We start from the raw sequence: 17120 nt of genomic DNA, 5'->3' as shown, positions 1-17120 counted from the left end.
GTTCCTCGATGTCCCTTCGTTGTCACGCGTTGATGGCTGCGCGGTGGCCGCAGTTCGCGTGCGCGGCAACCGCATCCACCCAGTCGGAGGTGGTCTTGACGGCCCGGGCGAACGACCGGGTCAGCGACTCGAGGTAGTGCTGCACCGACGCGCGCGCCTCGGCGTTGTCGGGGAAGGAGATGGTGGCAGTGGTCTTGTCGGCGTGGCGGTTGATCCACAGGTTGATTCCGCCGTGCGACAGGTTGTCGGCGTAGGTTCCGAAGTTGTACTGGTCCAACAGGTCCGCGGCCGGCACGGCGCGGAAGTCGATGAACGACACCATCATTGCGCGGGCCGTGGGTGGCTCGATCCAGAGTCCATGCGGGTCGGCCAACTCGATGGCCCGGTCGAGCGGGACGGCGGCGAGATGCTTGGCGCCGTCGAATGATTCCTGTGCGGCCCGCGCCGCCTCCGGGAAGGAGCCGGCGATGGTCGGCACGGTGACCGGGATCAGGCTGGCGAACCAGCCCACGGTCATCGAGTCCAGTGCCGGCGTCCGCGTGTCGTACGGGGTGAAGCCGTGAAACGTGTCGTTGCCCGTCAGCTCGTGCTCGGTCAACGCGGCGCACGCCAGGACTCCCCCGCTGAACCGCGCCCCGGCCGCGCGGCAGGCGGTGTCGAACGACTCCGTCTGGGGCGCGTCCAACAGATCGACGGTCAGAAAGTCGCCTGCGGTGTCGGTTTCGGATGCGCGCAGCGGAAGTGGAAAGCTCGGCCACTCGCCCGAGGTGTCGCGGGCGAACTCGACCCACGCCTCGACCTCGGGGGACGCCAGGGAAAGCTTCGCCAGGTTGTCGTGCTGGCGTTGCGTGTAGCCGCGATAGCTCGCAGTCCGCGGAAAAATGGCCGGCCCTTCGACGCCGTGCGCAATGGCCTGGTACGTCAAATGGATGTCGAAGAAGATCAGGCCGGCGGACATGCCGTCGATGTGGAGATGGTCGACGCTGGCGTAGAAGGAGAAGTAATCGGCGTGCTGGACGATGCCGAAGGTGAAGCAATCCCATTCGAGCGTGCCCGGTGTCGTCGTCAACGCGTGCTCGCGTATTTGCTCGGGTGTCAGGTAGCCGAATTCCATTGGGACAAAGTCGATGACGTCGGGATTGTCGATGGTCCGGCGGACAACGACGTCGCCGGCGAATTCGAACGCATCGTGGTAGGTGTCATGCCGGCGGACGTGCGCATTGATCGTCGCCGTCATGGCCTCGACGTCGCACACGCCGGGGATATCCCACGCCACCACCATCAGCCGGGGAAGCTGCACGCCCGCGGCCTCGCCGTGGTGGGCCGCGCGGAGGTGCCGGGCTCGCTGGTAGCCAGGCGGCAGATCGCTTCGCCGTGCGTTTCGCGCCGCTTCTCGCGCCGCGGGTGAGGCCGTCCAGGTGGTAACCGAACCCGCCGGCGGCTGCCATCCGGTGATCTTGCCCAGCGTGACCATGTCTGAATCCTGTTCTCTGCGATGCCGACCTTCGGTGCGTGGCGCGGAATCGCGAAAGTGCTGTTGGAGAACGGATTTCACGCTGCGGCCGGGCGGCGTATTCGGTTATCGGTGAAACCGAAGTTACGGCGCCCCCGCACCGGTGTCGCGCTTGTAGGCGATAGTCGGGATAACCGACGATTTCGGGGTTTTGCGCGTTGTGCTCGACCACGACTCAGTGGAGCCGACGCGGACTCGCGCCGAAATCGGTGACTTACAAACCGGGCTGGTCGTCGATGATGCCCAGCCAGATCTGGGCGACGTCGATGGCGACCTTCTCGCTGATGAAGGCGTGCTGCGTTCCGGTGTAGATGTCGCGGAAGGCGCGCTCCAGCCGGCTGCCCTCCCGGATCGAGCTGGTCCCGGCGACCAGGTGTGCCCATTCGGCGCAGCCGCGGGCCGTGTCGGTGGCGTAGACGGCGGCCACCCGCATGTCGGCGCGCAGCGCCGGTGTCAGGTCCTGCCCGGACGCCACCGCCGCCTCGGCGGTGGTGAACGCGTCGAGCACCAGCAGGCGAGCCGCACGCCAGGCCGCGCGGTGATGCGCCAGCCCCTTCTGGAAGGTGGGTCGGCTGGCCAGTGCCGCCATGTCGCTCATCCGGAATTTCGTCGCGGCCAATTCCTGAACGTCGTCGAGCATGCTCTTGGCCACGCCCAGCGCCCACGAGGCGTGTCCGGCGGCGGTCACGGGCATCAGCCCCATCCGGGTGGCCGGCGAGGTCCCCCGGCAGGGCTGCCGCACGAACAGTTCGAAAGTGCGGCTCTCGGGCACGAACAGGTCCTGAGCGCTGTAGTCGTAGGAGCCGGTCCCCTTCAGGCCCTGCACGAACCAGCCGTCGTTGAAACTGATCTCGTCCCGCGGAATCACGGCGACCCGCATCTCCGGGAAACCCTCACTGATCCAGCGCATCTCGCCGTTGTCCATCGGCAGGAAACCAGCCGCAACATATTGCGCGTGACCGGTGCCCGAACCGAAGTTCCACGCGCCGGTCACCCGGTAGCCGCCGTCGACGGCGGCGCCTTGCCCGTTCGGAAAGAACTGGCCCCCGATGGTGACCCGGTTGTCGTGCGCGGTAAACACTTCGGCGAAGCCCTCGTCGGGCAGGTAGGCCGCCGCGGCGAAGGACGACGGCAGGTTGGCGATTCCCACCCAGCCGAACGATCCATCCTGCCAAGCCATTTCGATCCAGGTTTCGATCATCTCGGTGAACGACGGCTCGACACCGCCGGCCACGATCGGGTTGAACGCCGACATCAGCCCACCGGCCCACATCGCGTCGACGATCGCCGGGGTGAGGGTTCGCGCCCGCTCGGATTCGGCGGCTTCGGCGCGCACCAGGTCCCGCATACCGCGGGCCAGCGCGATCACCCGGTCTTCGGTGTCGGCGATCGAGGTCATGAGGGTGACCGTATCAACCACTGATGGCTTCCCGAACGAAATTCAATCGGTCGCGCCGGGTCGTTTACGGTGTGGGTTGTGCGCTGGATCGTCGACGGCATGAATGTGATCGGAAGTCGTCCCGATGGCTGGTGGAAAGACCGCGACGGGGCCATGGTCGCACTGGTGGAGAGCCTGGACCGATGGGCGTCGGGTCAAGGAGAAGCGGTGACAGTGGTTTTTGAACGCCCGCCGTCGGCGGCCATCACGTCATCGGTGGTCGAGATTGCGCACGCACCCAGGGCGGCCGCGAATTCGGCCGATGACGAGATCGTCCGGCTGGTCGCGGCCGACGCTGCGCCGCACGACATTCGCGTCGTCACGTCCGACCGAGCGTTGACTGAGCGAGTGCGGAGTCTCGGCGCATCAGTCCGCCGGTCGGAGGCCTTCCGCGACCTGATCGATCGGCGGGACCGATGACCACCGGCGGCCCGAGTCCCGCGCCCAACCGGGTCTGCGCGCTCGCGCACATCGACATCCCGATCCTCCAGGCGCCGATGACCTACATCGCGGGCGCCCAGCTGGCCGCAGCGGTATCCAATGCGGGCGCCCTGGGCATCATCGAGCCCACCTCGGACCAGGGTCGCGCCGACCTGCGACGAGTGCGCGAACTGACCGGCGGCGAGGCTGCCGGGAGATGCTGGCGGCCACGTCGGAGCGGGTGGGCCGGGCCGAACTCGAAGAGGCCTAGCCCGGGGCGGGCGCGGAGGTCAGCCCGCCGCCGCCAGCGCCGCGTCGTAGTTGGGCTCCTGCGCTATTTCGGGCACCAGCTCGGTGTAGGCCACGTTGCCGTCGGCGCCGATCACCACGATGGCCCGGGCGAGCAATCCGGCCATCGGACCGTCGGTGATGGTGACCCCGTAGTCCTCACCGAAGCTGTCGCGGAACGCCGAACCGCTCTTGACGTTCTCGATGCCCTCGGCGCCACAGAATCGCGCCTGAGCGAACGGCAGGTCCTTCGAGACGTTCACCACGGTCGCCCCGCCGCCGGCGGCGCGCTCGTTGAAGGTGCGCACGCTGGCGGCGCACACCGGCGTGTCGACGGACGGAAAGATGTTGAGGACCAAGGGCTTACCGCCGAATTGCTCGCTGCTCACCGCGGCCAGATCGCCGCCGACCAGACTGAAGGCCGGGGCTTTGGATCCGACGGCAGGCAGCTCGCCGACAGTGTTGATCGGGTTTCCACGCAACGTTATCTGTGCCATGGGCAACAGTCTGCCAAGGCCGCCGTGGCCGCCACTGGGCAGGGTGGGGCAGGTCCCGTGTCCTAATCAGTGGGATACATGGCGTAGACGACAGGCCCCGGCGTGCCCAACACTGAATCCATGCCTCGCAAGGTGGTCATCGTCGGGTTTCCCGGCGTGCAGGCGCTCGACGTGGTGGGCCCGTATGACGTGTTCACCGGCGCATCGCTGTTGACCGGCGGCGGCTACGACGTCGCGATGGCCTCGGTCGGTGGCCAACCGGTGCAGACGGCCACCGGGCTGGCCTTCGTGGCTACCCCGTTACCGGACCCGCGCGGCCCGATCGACACGGTCGTTCTCCCGGGCGGGGCCGGCGTCGACGCCGCCCGCTCGAACGCCGACCTGGTCGCCTGGATCAAGACCGTCGCCACCCATGCGCGCCGGATGGTCACGGTGTGCACCGGTGCGTTCCTCGCCGCCGAGGCGGGCCTGCTGGACGGGCATCGGGTGACCACCCATTGGGCCTTCGCCGAGCGGTTGGCGAGTGAATTCCCCGCCATCGACGTCGATGCCGACCCGATCTTCGTGCGAAGCTCGGACACCCTGTGGACCGCCGCGGGCGTCACCGCGGGCATCGACCTCACGCTCGCGCTGATCGAAGACGACCACGGCACCGAGCTCGCGCAGACTGTCGCCCGCTGGCTCGTGTTGTATCTGCGCCGGCCGGGCGGCCAGACCCAGTTCGCCGCGCCGGTGTGGATGCCGCGGGCCAGACGGGACTCGATCCGGGAGGTGCAGGAGACGATCGAGGCCGAGCCGGGTGGTCCGCACAGCGTCGACGAGCTGGCTCGCCGCGCCGCGATGAGCCCGCGGCACTTCACCCGGGTGTTCACCGCCGAAATCGGTGAGGCGCCCGGCCAATACGTCGAACGCATCCGCACCGAGGCCGCACGCAGGCAGTTGGAGGAGACCGACGACACCGTCGTCGCGATCGCCGCTCGGTGTGGCTTCGGCACCGCGGAAACCATGCGACGCAATTTCCTTCGCCGCGTTGGCATTTCGCCCGACCAATACCGCAAGGCCTTCGCCTGACCTCGAAAGGACGACTCTGATGACCCAAATCGCCATCGTGGCCTATCCGGGATTCACCGCACTGGATATGATCGGTCCCTACGAGGTGCTGCGCAACCTGCCTGGTGCCGATGTGCGCTTCGTGTGGCACGAAGCCGGACCGATCACCGCCGACTCCGGGGTGCTGGTCATCGGCGCCACCCACTCGCTCGCCGAAACCCCCTCCCCCGACGTGATTCTCGTTCCCGGGGGCCCGTCGACACCGGTTCACGCCCGTGACGACGCGCTGCTGGACTGGCTGCGCCAGGCGCACCACAGCGCGAGCTGGACGACGTCGGTGTGCTCCGGATCGGTGATTCTCGCGGCCGCCGGCCTGCTCGACGGCCGCCGGGCGACGTCGCATTGGCTGACGGTCCCCGCGCTGAAGGCATTCGGCGCGGTCCCGGTGGCCGACGAACGGATCGTGCACTCCGATGACATCGTCACCAGTGCGGGCGTGTCCGCCGGGCTCGACCTCGCGCTGTGGCTGGCCGGCCAGATCGGCGGCGAATCCCGTGCGAAGGCAATCCAGCTCGCGCTCGAATACGACCCACAGCCGCCGTTCGACTCGGGTCACATGTCGAAGGCCTCGGCCACCACGAAGGCCACCGCGACCGCGCTGCTGTCGCGCGACAGCGTGAAGCCCGTCAACGTCAAAGCAGCCACCCTGCTCGCCTGGGAGCAGGCGCTGGGGAAGGTCCGGTCGCGGCGCCGCGGGCGGGCGGTCGCGTCCGGGACGGCGTAGGTGAGCCAGAAAACAGCCAGCGCCGGTGATAGCGCTTCGCGCGCAAGGACTATCGCTCTTCGACGCTAGGCGCCGGGCTGCAGGATCTCGGTGGTGGCGAGCTGGCCGCCGGCCTGCAGCCACGCCGCAACGACGCCGGGAGCGTCCCGGTCGGGGTTGTAAATGTCTTCCTCGCTGGAGAACAGTCCGTCGCCGGCGTACACCAGCCGGGTCCAGTTCGGAAACCAGAACGGTTCACCGTTCGGATCGGTCGGGTGATCGAGCAGGTTCTTGATCATGACGACGACGGCGTCGTTGTCCTCGTCGTGAGCGACCCAGTCATTGGGAAAACGCATGTGCGGGAAGGGCGCCATCACCGCGACGATCCAGTCGCGGACCGCCTCGCGCCCGTGAAACACGCCGTAGTGGTGCTCGGTGTAGACGACGTCCTCGGTGAAGAGGTCCGCGAACGGCCGCCAGTCGCCCGAAGCGCTGCACCCTTCGACGACTTTGGTGTAGTTGTCGACGGCTTTATCGATTTCTGCCCTGGTGAATTTGCCCATAGCGGACACACTAGAACGTGTTCCGGTTTTGGGTCGCTCGTATGGATGGGGTCTCGGATGAACGTGATGGACTTGTTCGGCCTGCGGGGCAAGAGGGCATTGGTCACCGGGGCGTCCAGCGGCATCGGCAGAAAAGTGGCCCAGGCCTACCTGCAGGCCGGCGCCGACGTGGCCATCGCGGCGCGCAATGTCGAGGCGCTGCAACGCATCGCCGACGAGCTGGCGGCGGACGGTGCCGGCAAGGTGGTGCCGCTCCGATGCGACGTGACCCGGCCCGACCAGGTGACCGGCATGGTGGACCGGGTGATCGCGGAGCTGGGCGGCGTCGACATCGCGGTCTGCAACGCCGGCGTCATCGACGTCGTCCCGATGCTGGACATGTCGCCCGAAGAATTCCAGCGCATCCAGGACACCAACGTCACCGGTGTCTTCCTGACCGCGCAGGCGGCGGCGCGGGCGATGGTGGCCCAGGGGCGCGGCGGCGTCATCATCACCACGGCCTCGATGTCGGGCAGCATCATCAACGTCCCACAACAGGTCGGCCACTACTGCGCCTCCAAGGCGGCCGTCATCCACCTGACCAAGGCCATGGCGGTCGAATTCGCGCCGCACAACATTCGGGTCAACAGCGTCAGCCCCGGCTACATCCTCACCGAGCTCGTCGAGCCGTTGACGGAATACCACCGCCAGTGGGAGCCGAAAATTCCGCTCGGGCGCATCGGCCGCCCCGAGGAGCTCACCGGCCTCTACGTCTACCTGGCCAGCGAAGCCTCCAGCTACATGACCGGTTCGGACGTCGTGATCGACGGCGGCTACACCTGCCCCTAGCCGGGCCGGCTATCGCTCCAGCTCGCCGGATATCCCGCGTTCGAGGCTCGCCTGTGTCGCCGACGGCAGCACCAGCAGGCCGTCGAGTTCGTTGCGGGCCACGTCATAGGCGCGCCGGCGTTCGTGCGCCGCGGCCGCGGGGTCGACCGCGACCCGTAACAGGTTCTGCGCCCGCGCAATTCGCTGCTGATCCGCCCGGGAGAAATCGTTGCGACGCCGGCGGATCGCTTCGGCCTCGGCGGCGTTGAACGCGGTGACGTAGTCCTCGACGGCGGCCATGTATCGCGCGGCGCCGTCGCGGTCGTCGAGCAGATCCTCGGCCTTGATGGGGCGCAGGAAGTCGGCCCGCAGCTTGGCTTTGTGGAACGCGATGGTGTTTGCGTCGCGCATGTCGGTCATCAGCGGGAAGTCGAGCAGCTTGGCGACGTCGAGTTCGTACTCGAGCCAGCGCGCGTCGGTTCGGCCGTGCTCATCGAGAACGCGGCGGATCGAGCGCCACCGGGCAGCCTGATTCACGCCGGCCCCATCCGCGGGGGGCGCCTCGGGTGGTGGTGTCCGGTCGATTTCCCGCGACCGTTCGTCGGTGCGCCGGCGGTAGGCGCCGAACGCGCGCACCGCGGCGACGATCGCGCCCGTCAGCGGCAGGATCAAGATCAACAGCTCCGCCAACCGGAATATCAAGCCCACCTGGCCAGGATGCCACCCGCGACGGCCGGCGTTCGGTCAACTCTGCGGGCGCGCCCCGAGCACATCGCGAAACAACGCCTGCCGCAACGCGAGTTCACGCGGATCGCTCCACAGGTGAAACCCGAGCCGGTTCATGACGTAGGCAAACCCGATGCCGGTATCCGGGTCGGCGCACCCGAAGGATCCTCCGAACCCCGGCGTGCCGAAGGCCCTGTCGGACGAGCCGAACACGAACTGCGGCACCGGCTTACAAAACCCCAGTGAATAAGCCACGTCGATGTGCATCACCTTGTCGCGCACACCGTGGCTCGGCGGAACCGCCGGTGCCATCAACGCCTCGAGGGTGTTTGGGCTCAGCGGAACTTCGGCACCGCCGCGCGCCGCGCTGCCGTACATGCGCGCCACCGACCGGGCGGTGCCGATCCCGTTGGCCGACGGGATCTCGACGGCCCGGACGTCGTCGCGGTTGTAGTCCCCGTCGAACGGGTTGACGCCGCGCGGGACCGCGATGGTGCGCGCCGTCAGGCCAACCGGGTTCAGCGACGCGCCCACGAAGCCAGCCGGCATCACGCCCAGATGCAGCACCGTTTCCGCGCGGACCCAATTGTGAACATGGGCGACCCGGGCGCGGTCGACTGAAGCCGGCAGGCCGATGTGCAGGTCGAGTCCCGCCGGCGCGACGATCTCGTCGGCCAGAAACCGGCCCAGCGTGCGCCCGGCCGGGTCGGTGCGGCGGATCAACTCGGACTCGTACCAGCCGAGCGTGATCGCGTGATAGCCGTGCCGGGTGCCCGGCGGCCACGCCGGCACCTGGGCCGCCAGGATCGGTGACAACCGTTGCGGATCGGCCACGTCGGCCAGCGTCGGCTTCGGCTTGAGCGCGCAGACTCCGGCCTGATGCGCCAGGAGTTGGCGGACGGTGACGTCGCCCTTGCCGGCCTGCGCGAATTCCGGCCAGTAGTCGGCGACCTTGGCGTCGTAGGAGATCAGTCCGCGCGATGCCGCCACCGCCACGACCAGGGCGGCGACGCCTTTGGTCGTGGAGAACATGTTCACCATCGTGTCGGCCTGCCACGGATCCTTGGTCAGCCCGTTGCGGTAGCCGCCCCACAGGTCGACCACCTTCACGCCGTCCCGGTAGACGGCGACGGCCGCGCCGACTTCGGCGCCGTCGCGGAAGGTCGCGCGAAAAGCGTCCGCCACCTTGCCGTAGCCGGCCTCCACGTCGCCGCCGATCAAATCCGGCGACACCCTCAACTTGAGAACCATCTCGCGCCTCCGAGTGGAGACTATCCAGCCCGGTTCGCGCCCAGGCCCTTTTGAGAGCTCACCGGTTAGCGGGCACCCAGGACGCCGTCGAGGTATTCCGCCCGGCAGGCCCTGCGGGCCAGCTTGCCGCTGGTGGTGCGCGGGATGGCGCCGGCCGGCAGGAGACGCACGTCCGAGACCCTCAGGCCGTGCCGCTGCGCGATCGCCGCGCGGATCGCCTCGATCGCCGGCTGTGGATCCTGACGGCTGGTGCCCGCGGCGCGTTCGGCGATCACGACGAGCCGGGCGGCATCCGGGTCATCGCCGTCCGGCGCGGAAAACGCCGTCACGTATCCACGCCGGACGAATTCCGACGCTTCGGCGACGGTGGCCTCGATGTGTTGCGGGTAGTGGTTGCGGCCGTCGATCGTCACCAGGTCCGCGATCCGGCCGGTCACGTACAGCCCACCGTCCAGGTACACGCCCAGGTCGCCGGTGCGCAGCCAGGGCCGGTCCGGATCGGCACCGTCGGTGTGGCTGCCCTCGGCGAGCCGGGATCGCAGCTCGGCGCCGAACACCCGCCGTGTCTCGTCCGGCAGACCCCAGTAGCCGCGTCCGACGTTGTTGCCCTGCAACCAGATTTCGCCCACCGCGCCGTCCGGCAACTCGGATCCGCCGGCGGGATCGACGATGACGGCCCATTGGCTGCGCGCGACCCGACCGCACGGCACCTGCGCGACGGCGTTGGGAGCATCCGCGCCGACGCGCACCGCATTCCCCGCGCCCAGCCGTTCTGAGTCGAGGTACACCGCCGTCGCCTCGGCGTCGGGGCCGATGGTCGCGACGAACAACGTCGCCTCAGCGATGCCATAGGACGGCTTGAACGCGGTCCGCGGCAACCCGTACGGCGCAAACGCTTTATTGAAGGTTCTGATCGCATCGATGCTGACGGGTTCGGAGCCAATGATCATCACCACGTTGCGCAGGTCGATGTCCGCGCCGCGGGCGGGCAGGCCGCGCTGCGCGGTCCACTCGTAGGCGAAGTTCGGTGCGGCGGTGACGACGTTTCCCAGCCGCGACCCGTCGGACAGGGCCTGAATCCAGCGCTGGGGCCGGCGGACGAACGCGGTGGGAGACATCAGCGTGGAGTGGCCGCCGTAGACGGCCGGGAAGCCGATCATCGACAAACCCATGTCGTGGTAGAGCGGTAACCAGCTGACGCCGTGGGTGTTTCGGTCCAGCAGGTCGATCGACAGGATCATCTGCACCAGGTTGGTGCCCACCGCGCGGTGGGTGATCTCGACGCCGACCGGCGGCCGGGTCGAGCCCGACGTGTACTGCAGGTGCGAGACGTCGTCCATGCCGAGCTCGGTGGGCACGAACGACTCCCGCGCCGAATCGGGTATCTGGTCGATGGCGATCACCCACGGCCGGCGCAAGTGCGGGTGGCCGGCCAGAAACTTCTCCACCGCGTCTCGCGCGGGTGTCGTCGTGAGTACGACGGTGGGCTCGGAGTCGCGCAGCGCGATATCAAGCCGTTCGGCGTGCCCGGGCAGTTCCGGAGCGAACAACGGCACCGCGATGGTTCCGGCCTTGACCGCCGCGTAGAAGCCGGCGACGTAGTCGATGCCCTGCGGCGCGAGGACCGCAACGCGCTCACCGTGACCGGCCACCTGCTGGATGCGCGCGCCGATGGCCTCCAGCCGGACGCCGAACCGGCTCCACGTCACCTCGTCGGCGTCGCCGTCGGCCGAACGGCTGTAATCGAGGTAGCGATACGCCACGGTGTTCCCGACGTTCGCGATGTTGCGGTCGATGAGCGAGATCAGATTGACCCAGGGCGGCAGCGCGATCCGGCCGGCCGCGTCCAGGCAGTCCTCGATCCGAAGTAGCCCACCGACACCTGTGCCGTCCTGCCGGGAACCGCGATCCATGACTGCAGTCTAGGCAAGCCGATGCGATGGTCCCGGCGCGGTGAATCGGCAAACATCAAGAGCGGCCGACGCATTCGCCGATTCCGGCAGACGTTCGGTCACCGGGTTGACAGCGGCGATCCACCCGATCCGGCCGACGCCCGGCGTGGGCGGTAGCCTACGGCGAGCGGCGTCCAGGGCCGTCCGTTGCTACCACCAGGAGTTGTCATGCCGGGCCGGAACTTTTCCTTCGAAATCACCCGCACCAGCAGCGCGCCGCCCGCGACGGTGTTCCGGCTGGTAGCCGACGGCGCCAACTGGTCGCAGTGGGCCAAGCCGATTGTCATGCACTCGAGTTGGGCTCGCCAGGGTGATCCCGCGCCGGGCGGCGTCGGGGCCATCCGCAAGGTGGGCATGTGGCCGGTCTACGTGCAGGAGGAGACGGTCGCGTACGAGCCGGACCGTCGCCACGCCTACAAGCTGGTGGGCCCGGCCACCCCGGCCAAGGACTACGCCGGCGAGGTGGTCCTCACGCCGAATGCGTCGGGCGGGACCGATATCCGCTGGACCGGCTCGTTCATCGAAGGCGTTCGCGGGACGGGCCCGCTGATGCGCGCTGCGATGGGCGGAGCGGTCCGGTTTTTCGCGGGCCGACTGGTGAAGGCGGCCGATCGCGAATCCACCGGCGGCCGCTAGGTTCTCGCATGGCGCGTGACGGCCGCGCACAGCGGCCGCCACGCTTCGATTTACGATTTACGGGTCGTTGAACTGGTTCTCGTAGGTCTGTTGCTGCTGCATGTCCTGATTGAACTGCTGCTGGGCCTGCTCGTTTTGCTCTTCGGCCTGTTGCATGGACTGCTGATTCAGCTGCTGTTGCAGCTGAGCCTGGTCGTCGCCGTCATCGGCCGCGAGGCCGCCGCCGGTGAGGCCTGGCGGCGCCTGGGGTGATAAGGCCATGTCCGTCAGGCGCACCGATCCGGATCCCAGCGTGGTTCCGGGTGTCTGGGGCTGCGCCGCGTCGTAGAGGGCCAGGACGGCCAGGGTCGCGGCGCCCGCGAGGGTGAGGCGCAGTAGGCGCCGGCGGCATCCGCCGGCGATCGTGGGGCCGGGGGTGTTGGTGGTCATCCTCCAGGTATGCGCCGCGTCCCTAGCTGCCCCCTGGGACCGGGCTGTCGCCTGGATATGAAGCCGCGCGATGACCGCCGGGTCCCGGCCGTCGTCGGAAGCCATCCCGGATCCCTGCGAAAGACGTTGACCGCGAAGGGAATTCGCGGGTACGAATGCTCAGCGCTACTTCGCGTCGACCTCATCCTGGTACTTCTTGGTCATGTGGGCCACGGCGTCCAACTGCGACTGCGCGAGGTTCTCCCGGGCCTGGCCGGCGCGCGCGGCGGCGTCCAGCGTCGGCTGTGCCTGCCCCTGGAAATGGGGCATCACCTCGGCGGCGAACAACTCGGCCGACCGCCGGGTGGCGGCCGGGTTGGCCCACTCGTGGCCCATCTGCAGCATGCAGCCGAAACCGCTGGACTGATCCCACAACCGCTGCACCTGTTCGCGCGCGCGCTCGGGGGTGCCGATGACGCCCGCCCCGTTCTCGTTGATGACGTCGATCATCTCGTCGAGCTGCTCGCCGGGCATCGTCATCTGCGGGAAAGCGGCCACCTTTTGGAAGTAGTGGAACCACGGCTCGATGCCGAACTTGACCTCTTCGCGGGCCTGCTTCTCGGTCTCGGCGAGGTGGAACAACCCGACCAGGCTCCAGTTCTTGCGGTCTACCTGCGTGCTGAAGGCGGCGGCGCGCTCCTCGACGATGCCCCAGTGGTAGGACAGCGCATTGAAACCCTCGACCGTCAGGGTCGCCCCGATGGACAGCAGGCCGATGCCGTGCTTGCCGGCCAGCCGCGCGCCCGTCGGCGACGCGACGGCGGCGACGGACAGCGGAATTCCGCCGTCTGAGTAGGGAGCAAGCTGCAGCTTGGCATCGAAGAGTTGGTGGGTTGCGGTCTTGGCGCTGACCGTCTCCCCCGCCAGCAATCGCACCACGATGTCGAGGTTGGTTTCCAGCAGCTCTCGGGTGTCGGTGGGCGTGAGTCCGATCATCGACGAGTCGCTTGGCAGCGAGCCGGGCCCCACGCCGCCGATGATGCGGCCATGCGTCAGGTGATCCAGCAGCATCAGCCGATCCGCGACCCAGAGCGGGTTGTGATACGACAACGAGATGACCCCGGTGCCGAACCGAATCCGCTTTGCCCGTTCGGCGGCGGCGGCGATGAAAACCTCTGGGGAGCTGATGATTTCGCTGCCGGCCGAGTGATGTTCGCCCAACCACACTTCGTCGAAGCCGAGGGCGTCGAGGTGCTCGACGAACGCCAGATCCCGCTGCAAGGCCAGCGTCGGGTTGGTGCCGGCGCGGTGGAACGGGGCGATGAAGTATCCGAACCTGAGCTTCGACATTGAAGTCCCCTTGCATCCGAGTTGCGGAGAACCATAACCCGGATCGTGGGCTCGCCCTAGGCCTCTGAGAAGGGTTCAGCCGATGGGGCCAGGTTATCCCGGCCCCACCGGCTAGGGAAACAAGTCTTCGTGGTGCGTTTCAGCGCCGACTCAGAGCGGCCCGGCGATCAGTAGCCGCCGCAGACGTTGCCGACGCAACCGCCACCGCCGCCCGGTCCGCCGCCGCCACCGCCGACGCCGGGAATGCTGCCGCCGCCACCGCCGGGGCCACCGCCACCGGTCGGGCCGCCGGGCACACTGCCGCCGCCACCGCCGGGGCCGCCGCCGCCATTCGGGCCGCCGGGCTCGCCGCCACCTGGTGCTGTAGTGGGCGCAACGCTGGACGACGGGGTGGTCGTCGGAGTGGTGGTGCTGCTCGGGCCGCCTTTATGGCCGCCGCCGCAGGCGACCGACAGCACGAGCATCGCCGCACCGCCGAACAGCGCGACCGTCGTCCTTGGTCCAGATCTCATCAGATCCCCCGATCTTCACTTGCGCCACTTCGCCCCGCCCACATTTTCTTACCCCCGGGCGCGGCCGCGCAAACAGATTTCGGCGCCGAGATCGCACCAGACGAAGATGGCCCATCACGCCGGTGTGATGGGCCATCGCGAATGGTGAAGGGCTAGCAGTTGGCTCCCGGGATGCAACCGGCGAGGGTGGCGATGTGCACGCCTGGCTCGGGTGCGCCGGGCCGCGTCGTCGTGACACCCGGTGACGGATGCGTTGCCGCGGTCGATGCGCTACTCGTCGGGCTAACACCGCCGACACCGGATCCGACCGTCAGAACGACCGCTGCCGCACCGCCGAACACGGCGATCGCCTTCTTGATTGGGGTTCTCATCAGGCGCTCCTTTCTGCTCTGGCGCGTTTGTTAAATCCAAAACAAATTTGTTACAAGCTAATTCTACACTTGGGCAACTATTCGCAAGGTGAATTCTTGGCCTCGGGTACGGTGGCGAAACGACGCGGCACGGCCACGCGCCCGACGGGATGGACTGAGACGGGGCGCGCACGTTGCGCGAAAAGGGTGGCGGCCTGGATCGATAGCAGCGATCAGCGGCCGCCGCACTCGTCGACGCAACGGCCGCTGTCGACCCGCTGGCTAATTTTCTTTGGTGATCAGCTTGCGCAGCGCGACCCGGTCGGGCTGCAGCAACTCGGCGATGCGGGGCCGGTTCACCTCGGCAACGATGATCTCGCCGACCTCTTGGTAGACCTCGCTGAAGATGCCGTGGGATTTCATCTTCTCGGTCTGGTACTGGTTGTCCTCGGTCGGCGTCACGTAGATCACCGCGTCGGCCTTGAAGCGGTGCACCAGCCAGAGGTGGATCAGCGTCATCAGCCGCTTCTGCCGGAGCTTCTCGGCGAAGGTGTTCTGGTCGCGCACTTGAAGGATGCTGCGGCCATGCCGGTCCTTGATCGGGTCGACGACGACGTTGGCCAGCTGCTCGTCGTCGTTGCCGTAGATGCCCAGCTCGAGCACGTCCGAGCCGGCCCGCCGGGGCCGCAGTTGCACGCGGAGTTTCTCGCCGAGGTTGTAATTCTCGCTCCACATCGCCAGCCACTCCTCGAGCAGCTTCTTCGGCACCTCGGTCTGCACCAGGTGCTGGTGCTGAGTCGAGCCCTCGCCCATCGCCTTGGTGGTCGCGGTGCGGCCCGAGGAGGCGGTCAGCGCCGCGTCGCTGCGCGGCCCGCCGACCAGGGTTTGCGGTGTGCGGTAAGGCGATTCGACAAGGCGCATCTTGCGCTGCAGGCGGGCCAGTGCCAGCATGCCGTCCTGTTGCAGCGAGGTGGCGAACTCCTCGGCCGCGACGCCGTCGATCTGGTGCCCGCCGTAGGTGATGAAGTTGAAGACGAAGCCCATCTTGCCGAGTTCCTCGGGGAACTGCTTCATCTGCTCGTCGGTCATGCCGGTGGTGTCCCAGTTGAACGACGGCGACAGGTTGTAGGCCAGCATCTGGTCGGGGAACTCGGCGTGGATGGCGTCGGCGAACTGCTTGGCGTCGGCCAGGTCGGCGGTCTTGGTCTCCATCCAGAGGATGTCGGCGAACGGCGCGGCCGCCAGCGATTTGGCGATCGCGTACGGGATGCCGCCACGGATCTGGTAGTAGCCCTCGGGGGTCTTGGACAGCTCGCAGTCCCAACCGGGGTCGACGCCCAGCGCCTTGGCCTTGGCCTTGGCCGAGTACAGGGACGCACGCGCCGCGAACGCGCGCCACTCGTCGGCGCTCATGTCGGCCGGCTCGCCCTCGCTGGCATCGAATTCGAGCACGTCGGCCACGGCCTCGCCGTAGGTCATCAGCCCGGCGTCATCCTCCCAGGCCGCCACGAACCGCGACTCGACCTGATCGAACAGGTCGTCGATCGACTTCTGACCGTTCTCGCGCCACGCGTTGACGGCGTCGGAGATCACGCCCTGGATGCCCTGCCGCTCGAGCCAGGCGCCGGCCTCGGCGTACTCGCCCTCGGGCAGCGCGTAGAGCAAGTGACCATTGAGGTCTTTGACACCGAGCTCGTAGAAGCGGCGCACCATCGCCAGGAAGCACGACTTGTACGACGGGATGTTGAGGTTGGTGGCGCCGAGCAGGAACGGCTGGTCGCGCTCGTCGGCCCGGCTGTCGAGCAGGTTGGCCGCCTCGGCATCAGTGCGGGCGACGATGATCCCCGGCACCTTCATGATGTCGAGCTGGAAACGCGCGGCGTTGAGGCGTTTGATCTGCTCGTCCGACGGCACCAGCACCTTGCCGCCCTGGTGGCCACACTTCTTGGTGCCGGGGCGCTGGTCCTCGATGTGGTACCCGGGCACGCCGACCTCGACGAACCGGCGGATCAGGTTGCGCACGTGCGGGTCACCACCGTGGCCGGTATCCGCGTCGGCGATGATGAACGGCCGGTAGTCGTACTGCGTGGCGGTGGCCCGCTGCTGCTCGCTCATGTTCAGGCGCTGGTATTGCTGGTTGCGGTCGGCGGTCAGCAGCGCGCGGACCAACACCGCGGCGTCGTCGGGCACCTGACTCAGGGGGTAGCTGGCGAGGTCAGGTCCGGGATCCTCGGTGGTGGAGCCCTTGGCGGACGTCGCCCAACCACCCAGATAGATCCCCTCGATGCCCATGCGCTTCATCGCGACGGCCTGGCCGGGCGAGTACGGGCCGAACGTGGTGATGCTCTTCTTCTCGGCGAACAGCTCGCGCAGCCGCTCGTAGAAGGCGGCCGCCGCGTTGCGGGCGACGGTGTAGTCGGTGGGGATGGTGCCGCGCTGCTCGGCTACCTGGCGGGCCGTGAAGAGGCGCGTGATGCGAGAAAAGCGCGGGTCGTCGAAGTATTGCTGCGTGGCAGCGACCTCGTCATCGAACGATGGCCGGACTTGCGTGTCCCTGTCAATGATCGCCATGTCTTACGCTCCTCTTCGCACACGA

General features: G+C 68.0%; 17 protein-coding genes and 1 pseudogene. 6 read left to right on the top strand and 12 right to left on the bottom strand.

Features of this window, described 5'->3' with window-relative positions:
• Nucleotides 1-22: 22 nt before the first annotated feature.
• Together A5708_RS11260 and A5708_RS11255 are read right to left on the bottom strand one after the other, a co-directional pair.
• Entirely contained in the window at nt 23-1474 is a 1452-nt protein-coding gene (locus A5708_RS11260) for a condensation domain-containing protein (RefSeq protein ID WP_065028703.1), read from the bottom strand.
• A gap of 253 nt (nt 1475-1727) precedes the next feature.
• Nucleotides 1728-2912: an acyl-CoA dehydrogenase family protein gene (locus tag A5708_RS11255; RefSeq protein WP_065028702.1), complete on the bottom strand. Its 1185-nt coding sequence runs from the start codon at nt 2910-2912 to the stop codon at nt 1728-1730.
• Nucleotides 2913-2990: 78 nt separating this feature from the next.
• On the opposite strand from A5708_RS11255, the gene A5708_RS11250 reads away from it, so the two are divergent.
• Together A5708_RS11250 and A5708_RS26200 are read left to right on the top strand one after the other, a co-directional pair.
• Entirely contained in the window at nt 2991-3371 is a 381-nt protein-coding gene (locus A5708_RS11250; protein ID WP_065028701.1) for an NYN domain-containing protein, read from the top strand.
• Nucleotides 3368-3574: pseudogene (locus A5708_RS26200) on the top strand (nitronate monooxygenase); the annotation flags it as partial. The gene A5708_RS11250 and the pseudogene A5708_RS26200, both read left to right, overlap by 4 nt.
• A gap of 87 nt (nt 3575-3661) precedes the next feature.
• Here A5708_RS26200 and tpx read toward each other — a convergent pair.
• Nucleotides 3662-4156, bottom strand: a complete 495-nt coding sequence (gene tpx / locus A5708_RS11245) for a thiol peroxidase (protein ID WP_065028700.1) — start codon at nt 4154-4156, stop codon at nt 3662-3664.
• A gap of 120 nt (nt 4157-4276) precedes the next feature.
• Here tpx and A5708_RS11240 point away from each other — a divergent pair, with 120 nt between their 5' ends.
• Nucleotides 4277-5227, top strand: coding sequence for a GlxA family transcriptional regulator (locus tag A5708_RS11240; RefSeq protein ID WP_065028699.1), 951 nt, complete (start codon nt 4277-4279; stop codon nt 5225-5227).
• A gap of 19 nt (nt 5228-5246) precedes the next feature.
• A complete protein-coding gene (locus A5708_RS11235; protein ID WP_065028698.1) occupies nt 5247-5990 on the top strand; it encodes a DJ-1/PfpI family protein in 744 nt (247 codons plus the stop codon).
• 65 nt (nt 5991-6055) lie between these two features.
• Here A5708_RS11235 and A5708_RS11230 read toward each other — a convergent pair whose 3' ends face one another.
• Nucleotides 6056-6532 (bottom strand): nuclear transport factor 2 family protein, encoded by a 477-nt coding sequence (locus tag A5708_RS11230; protein WP_065028697.1) that lies wholly within the window; start codon nt 6530-6532, stop codon nt 6056-6058.
• Between the two features lie 57 nt (nt 6533-6589).
• On the opposite strand from A5708_RS11230, the gene A5708_RS11225 reads away from it, so the two are divergent.
• Nucleotides 6590-7360 (top strand): SDR family oxidoreductase, encoded by a 771-nt coding sequence (locus A5708_RS11225; protein WP_065028696.1) that lies wholly within the window; start codon nt 6590-6592, stop codon nt 7358-7360.
• A 9-nt stretch (nt 7361-7369) separates the two neighbouring features.
• Here A5708_RS11225 and A5708_RS11220 read toward each other — a convergent pair whose 3' ends face one another.
• The 3 genes from A5708_RS11220 to A5708_RS11210 all read right to left on the bottom strand — a co-directional run bounded on the left by A5708_RS11220 (nt 7370) and on the right by A5708_RS11210 (nt 11229).
• Complete coding sequence (locus A5708_RS11220) at nt 7370-8047, bottom strand: hypothetical protein (protein WP_065028695.1); 678 nt, start codon at nt 8045-8047, stop codon at nt 7370-7372.
• Between the two features lie 36 nt (nt 8048-8083).
• A complete protein-coding gene (locus tag A5708_RS11215; protein ID WP_065028694.1) occupies nt 8084-9316 on the bottom strand; it encodes a serine hydrolase domain-containing protein in 1233 nt (410 codons plus the stop codon).
• 65 nt (nt 9317-9381) lie between these two features.
• A complete protein-coding gene (locus A5708_RS11210; RefSeq protein ID WP_065028693.1) occupies nt 9382-11229 on the bottom strand; it encodes a fatty acyl-AMP ligase in 1848 nt (615 codons plus the stop codon).
• Nucleotides 11230-11436: 207 nt separating this feature from the next.
• Between A5708_RS11210 and A5708_RS11205 the strand changes: the two genes are divergently transcribed.
• Nucleotides 11437-11904: an SRPBCC family protein gene (locus tag A5708_RS11205; protein WP_065028692.1), complete on the top strand. Its 468-nt coding sequence runs from the start codon at nt 11437-11439 to the stop codon at nt 11902-11904.
• Nucleotides 11905-11961: 57 nt separating this feature from the next.
• On the opposite strand, the gene A5708_RS11200 is transcribed toward A5708_RS11205, so the two are convergent.
• The 5 genes from A5708_RS11200 to aceA all read right to left on the bottom strand — a co-directional run bounded on the left by A5708_RS11200 (nt 11962) and on the right by aceA (nt 17095).
• Entirely contained in the window at nt 11962-12333 is a 372-nt protein-coding gene (locus A5708_RS11200; protein ID WP_155765976.1) for a hypothetical protein, read from the bottom strand.
• Nucleotides 12334-12498: 165 nt separating this feature from the next.
• On the bottom strand, nt 12499-13662 hold the full coding sequence (locus A5708_RS11195; RefSeq protein ID WP_065028690.1) for an LLM class flavin-dependent oxidoreductase: 1164 nt from the start codon (nt 13660-13662) through the stop codon (nt 12499-12501).
• Between the two features lie 167 nt (nt 13663-13829).
• Nucleotides 13830-14174 (bottom strand): hypothetical protein, encoded by a 345-nt coding sequence (locus A5708_RS27225; RefSeq protein ID WP_196772606.1) that lies wholly within the window; start codon nt 14172-14174, stop codon nt 13830-13832.
• 152 nt (nt 14175-14326) lie between these two features.
• Entirely contained in the window at nt 14327-14545 is a 219-nt protein-coding gene (locus A5708_RS26755) for a hypothetical protein (RefSeq protein ID WP_155765975.1), read from the bottom strand.
• A 261-nt stretch (nt 14546-14806) separates the two neighbouring features.
• Nucleotides 14807-17095, bottom strand: coding sequence for an isocitrate lyase ICL2 (gene aceA, locus A5708_RS11185; protein WP_065028688.1), 2289 nt, complete (start codon nt 17093-17095; stop codon nt 14807-14809).
• Between the last annotated feature and the right edge of the window lie 25 nt (nt 17096-17120).

Source organism: Mycobacterium colombiense (assembly GCF_001672755.1).
Classification (GTDB): Bacteria; Actinomycetota; Actinomycetes; order Mycobacteriales; family Mycobacteriaceae; genus Mycobacterium; species Mycobacterium colombiense_C.
Note: the sequence above shows the minus strand (reverse complement) of the source record. Positions and strands in the feature narration are given on the sequence as shown.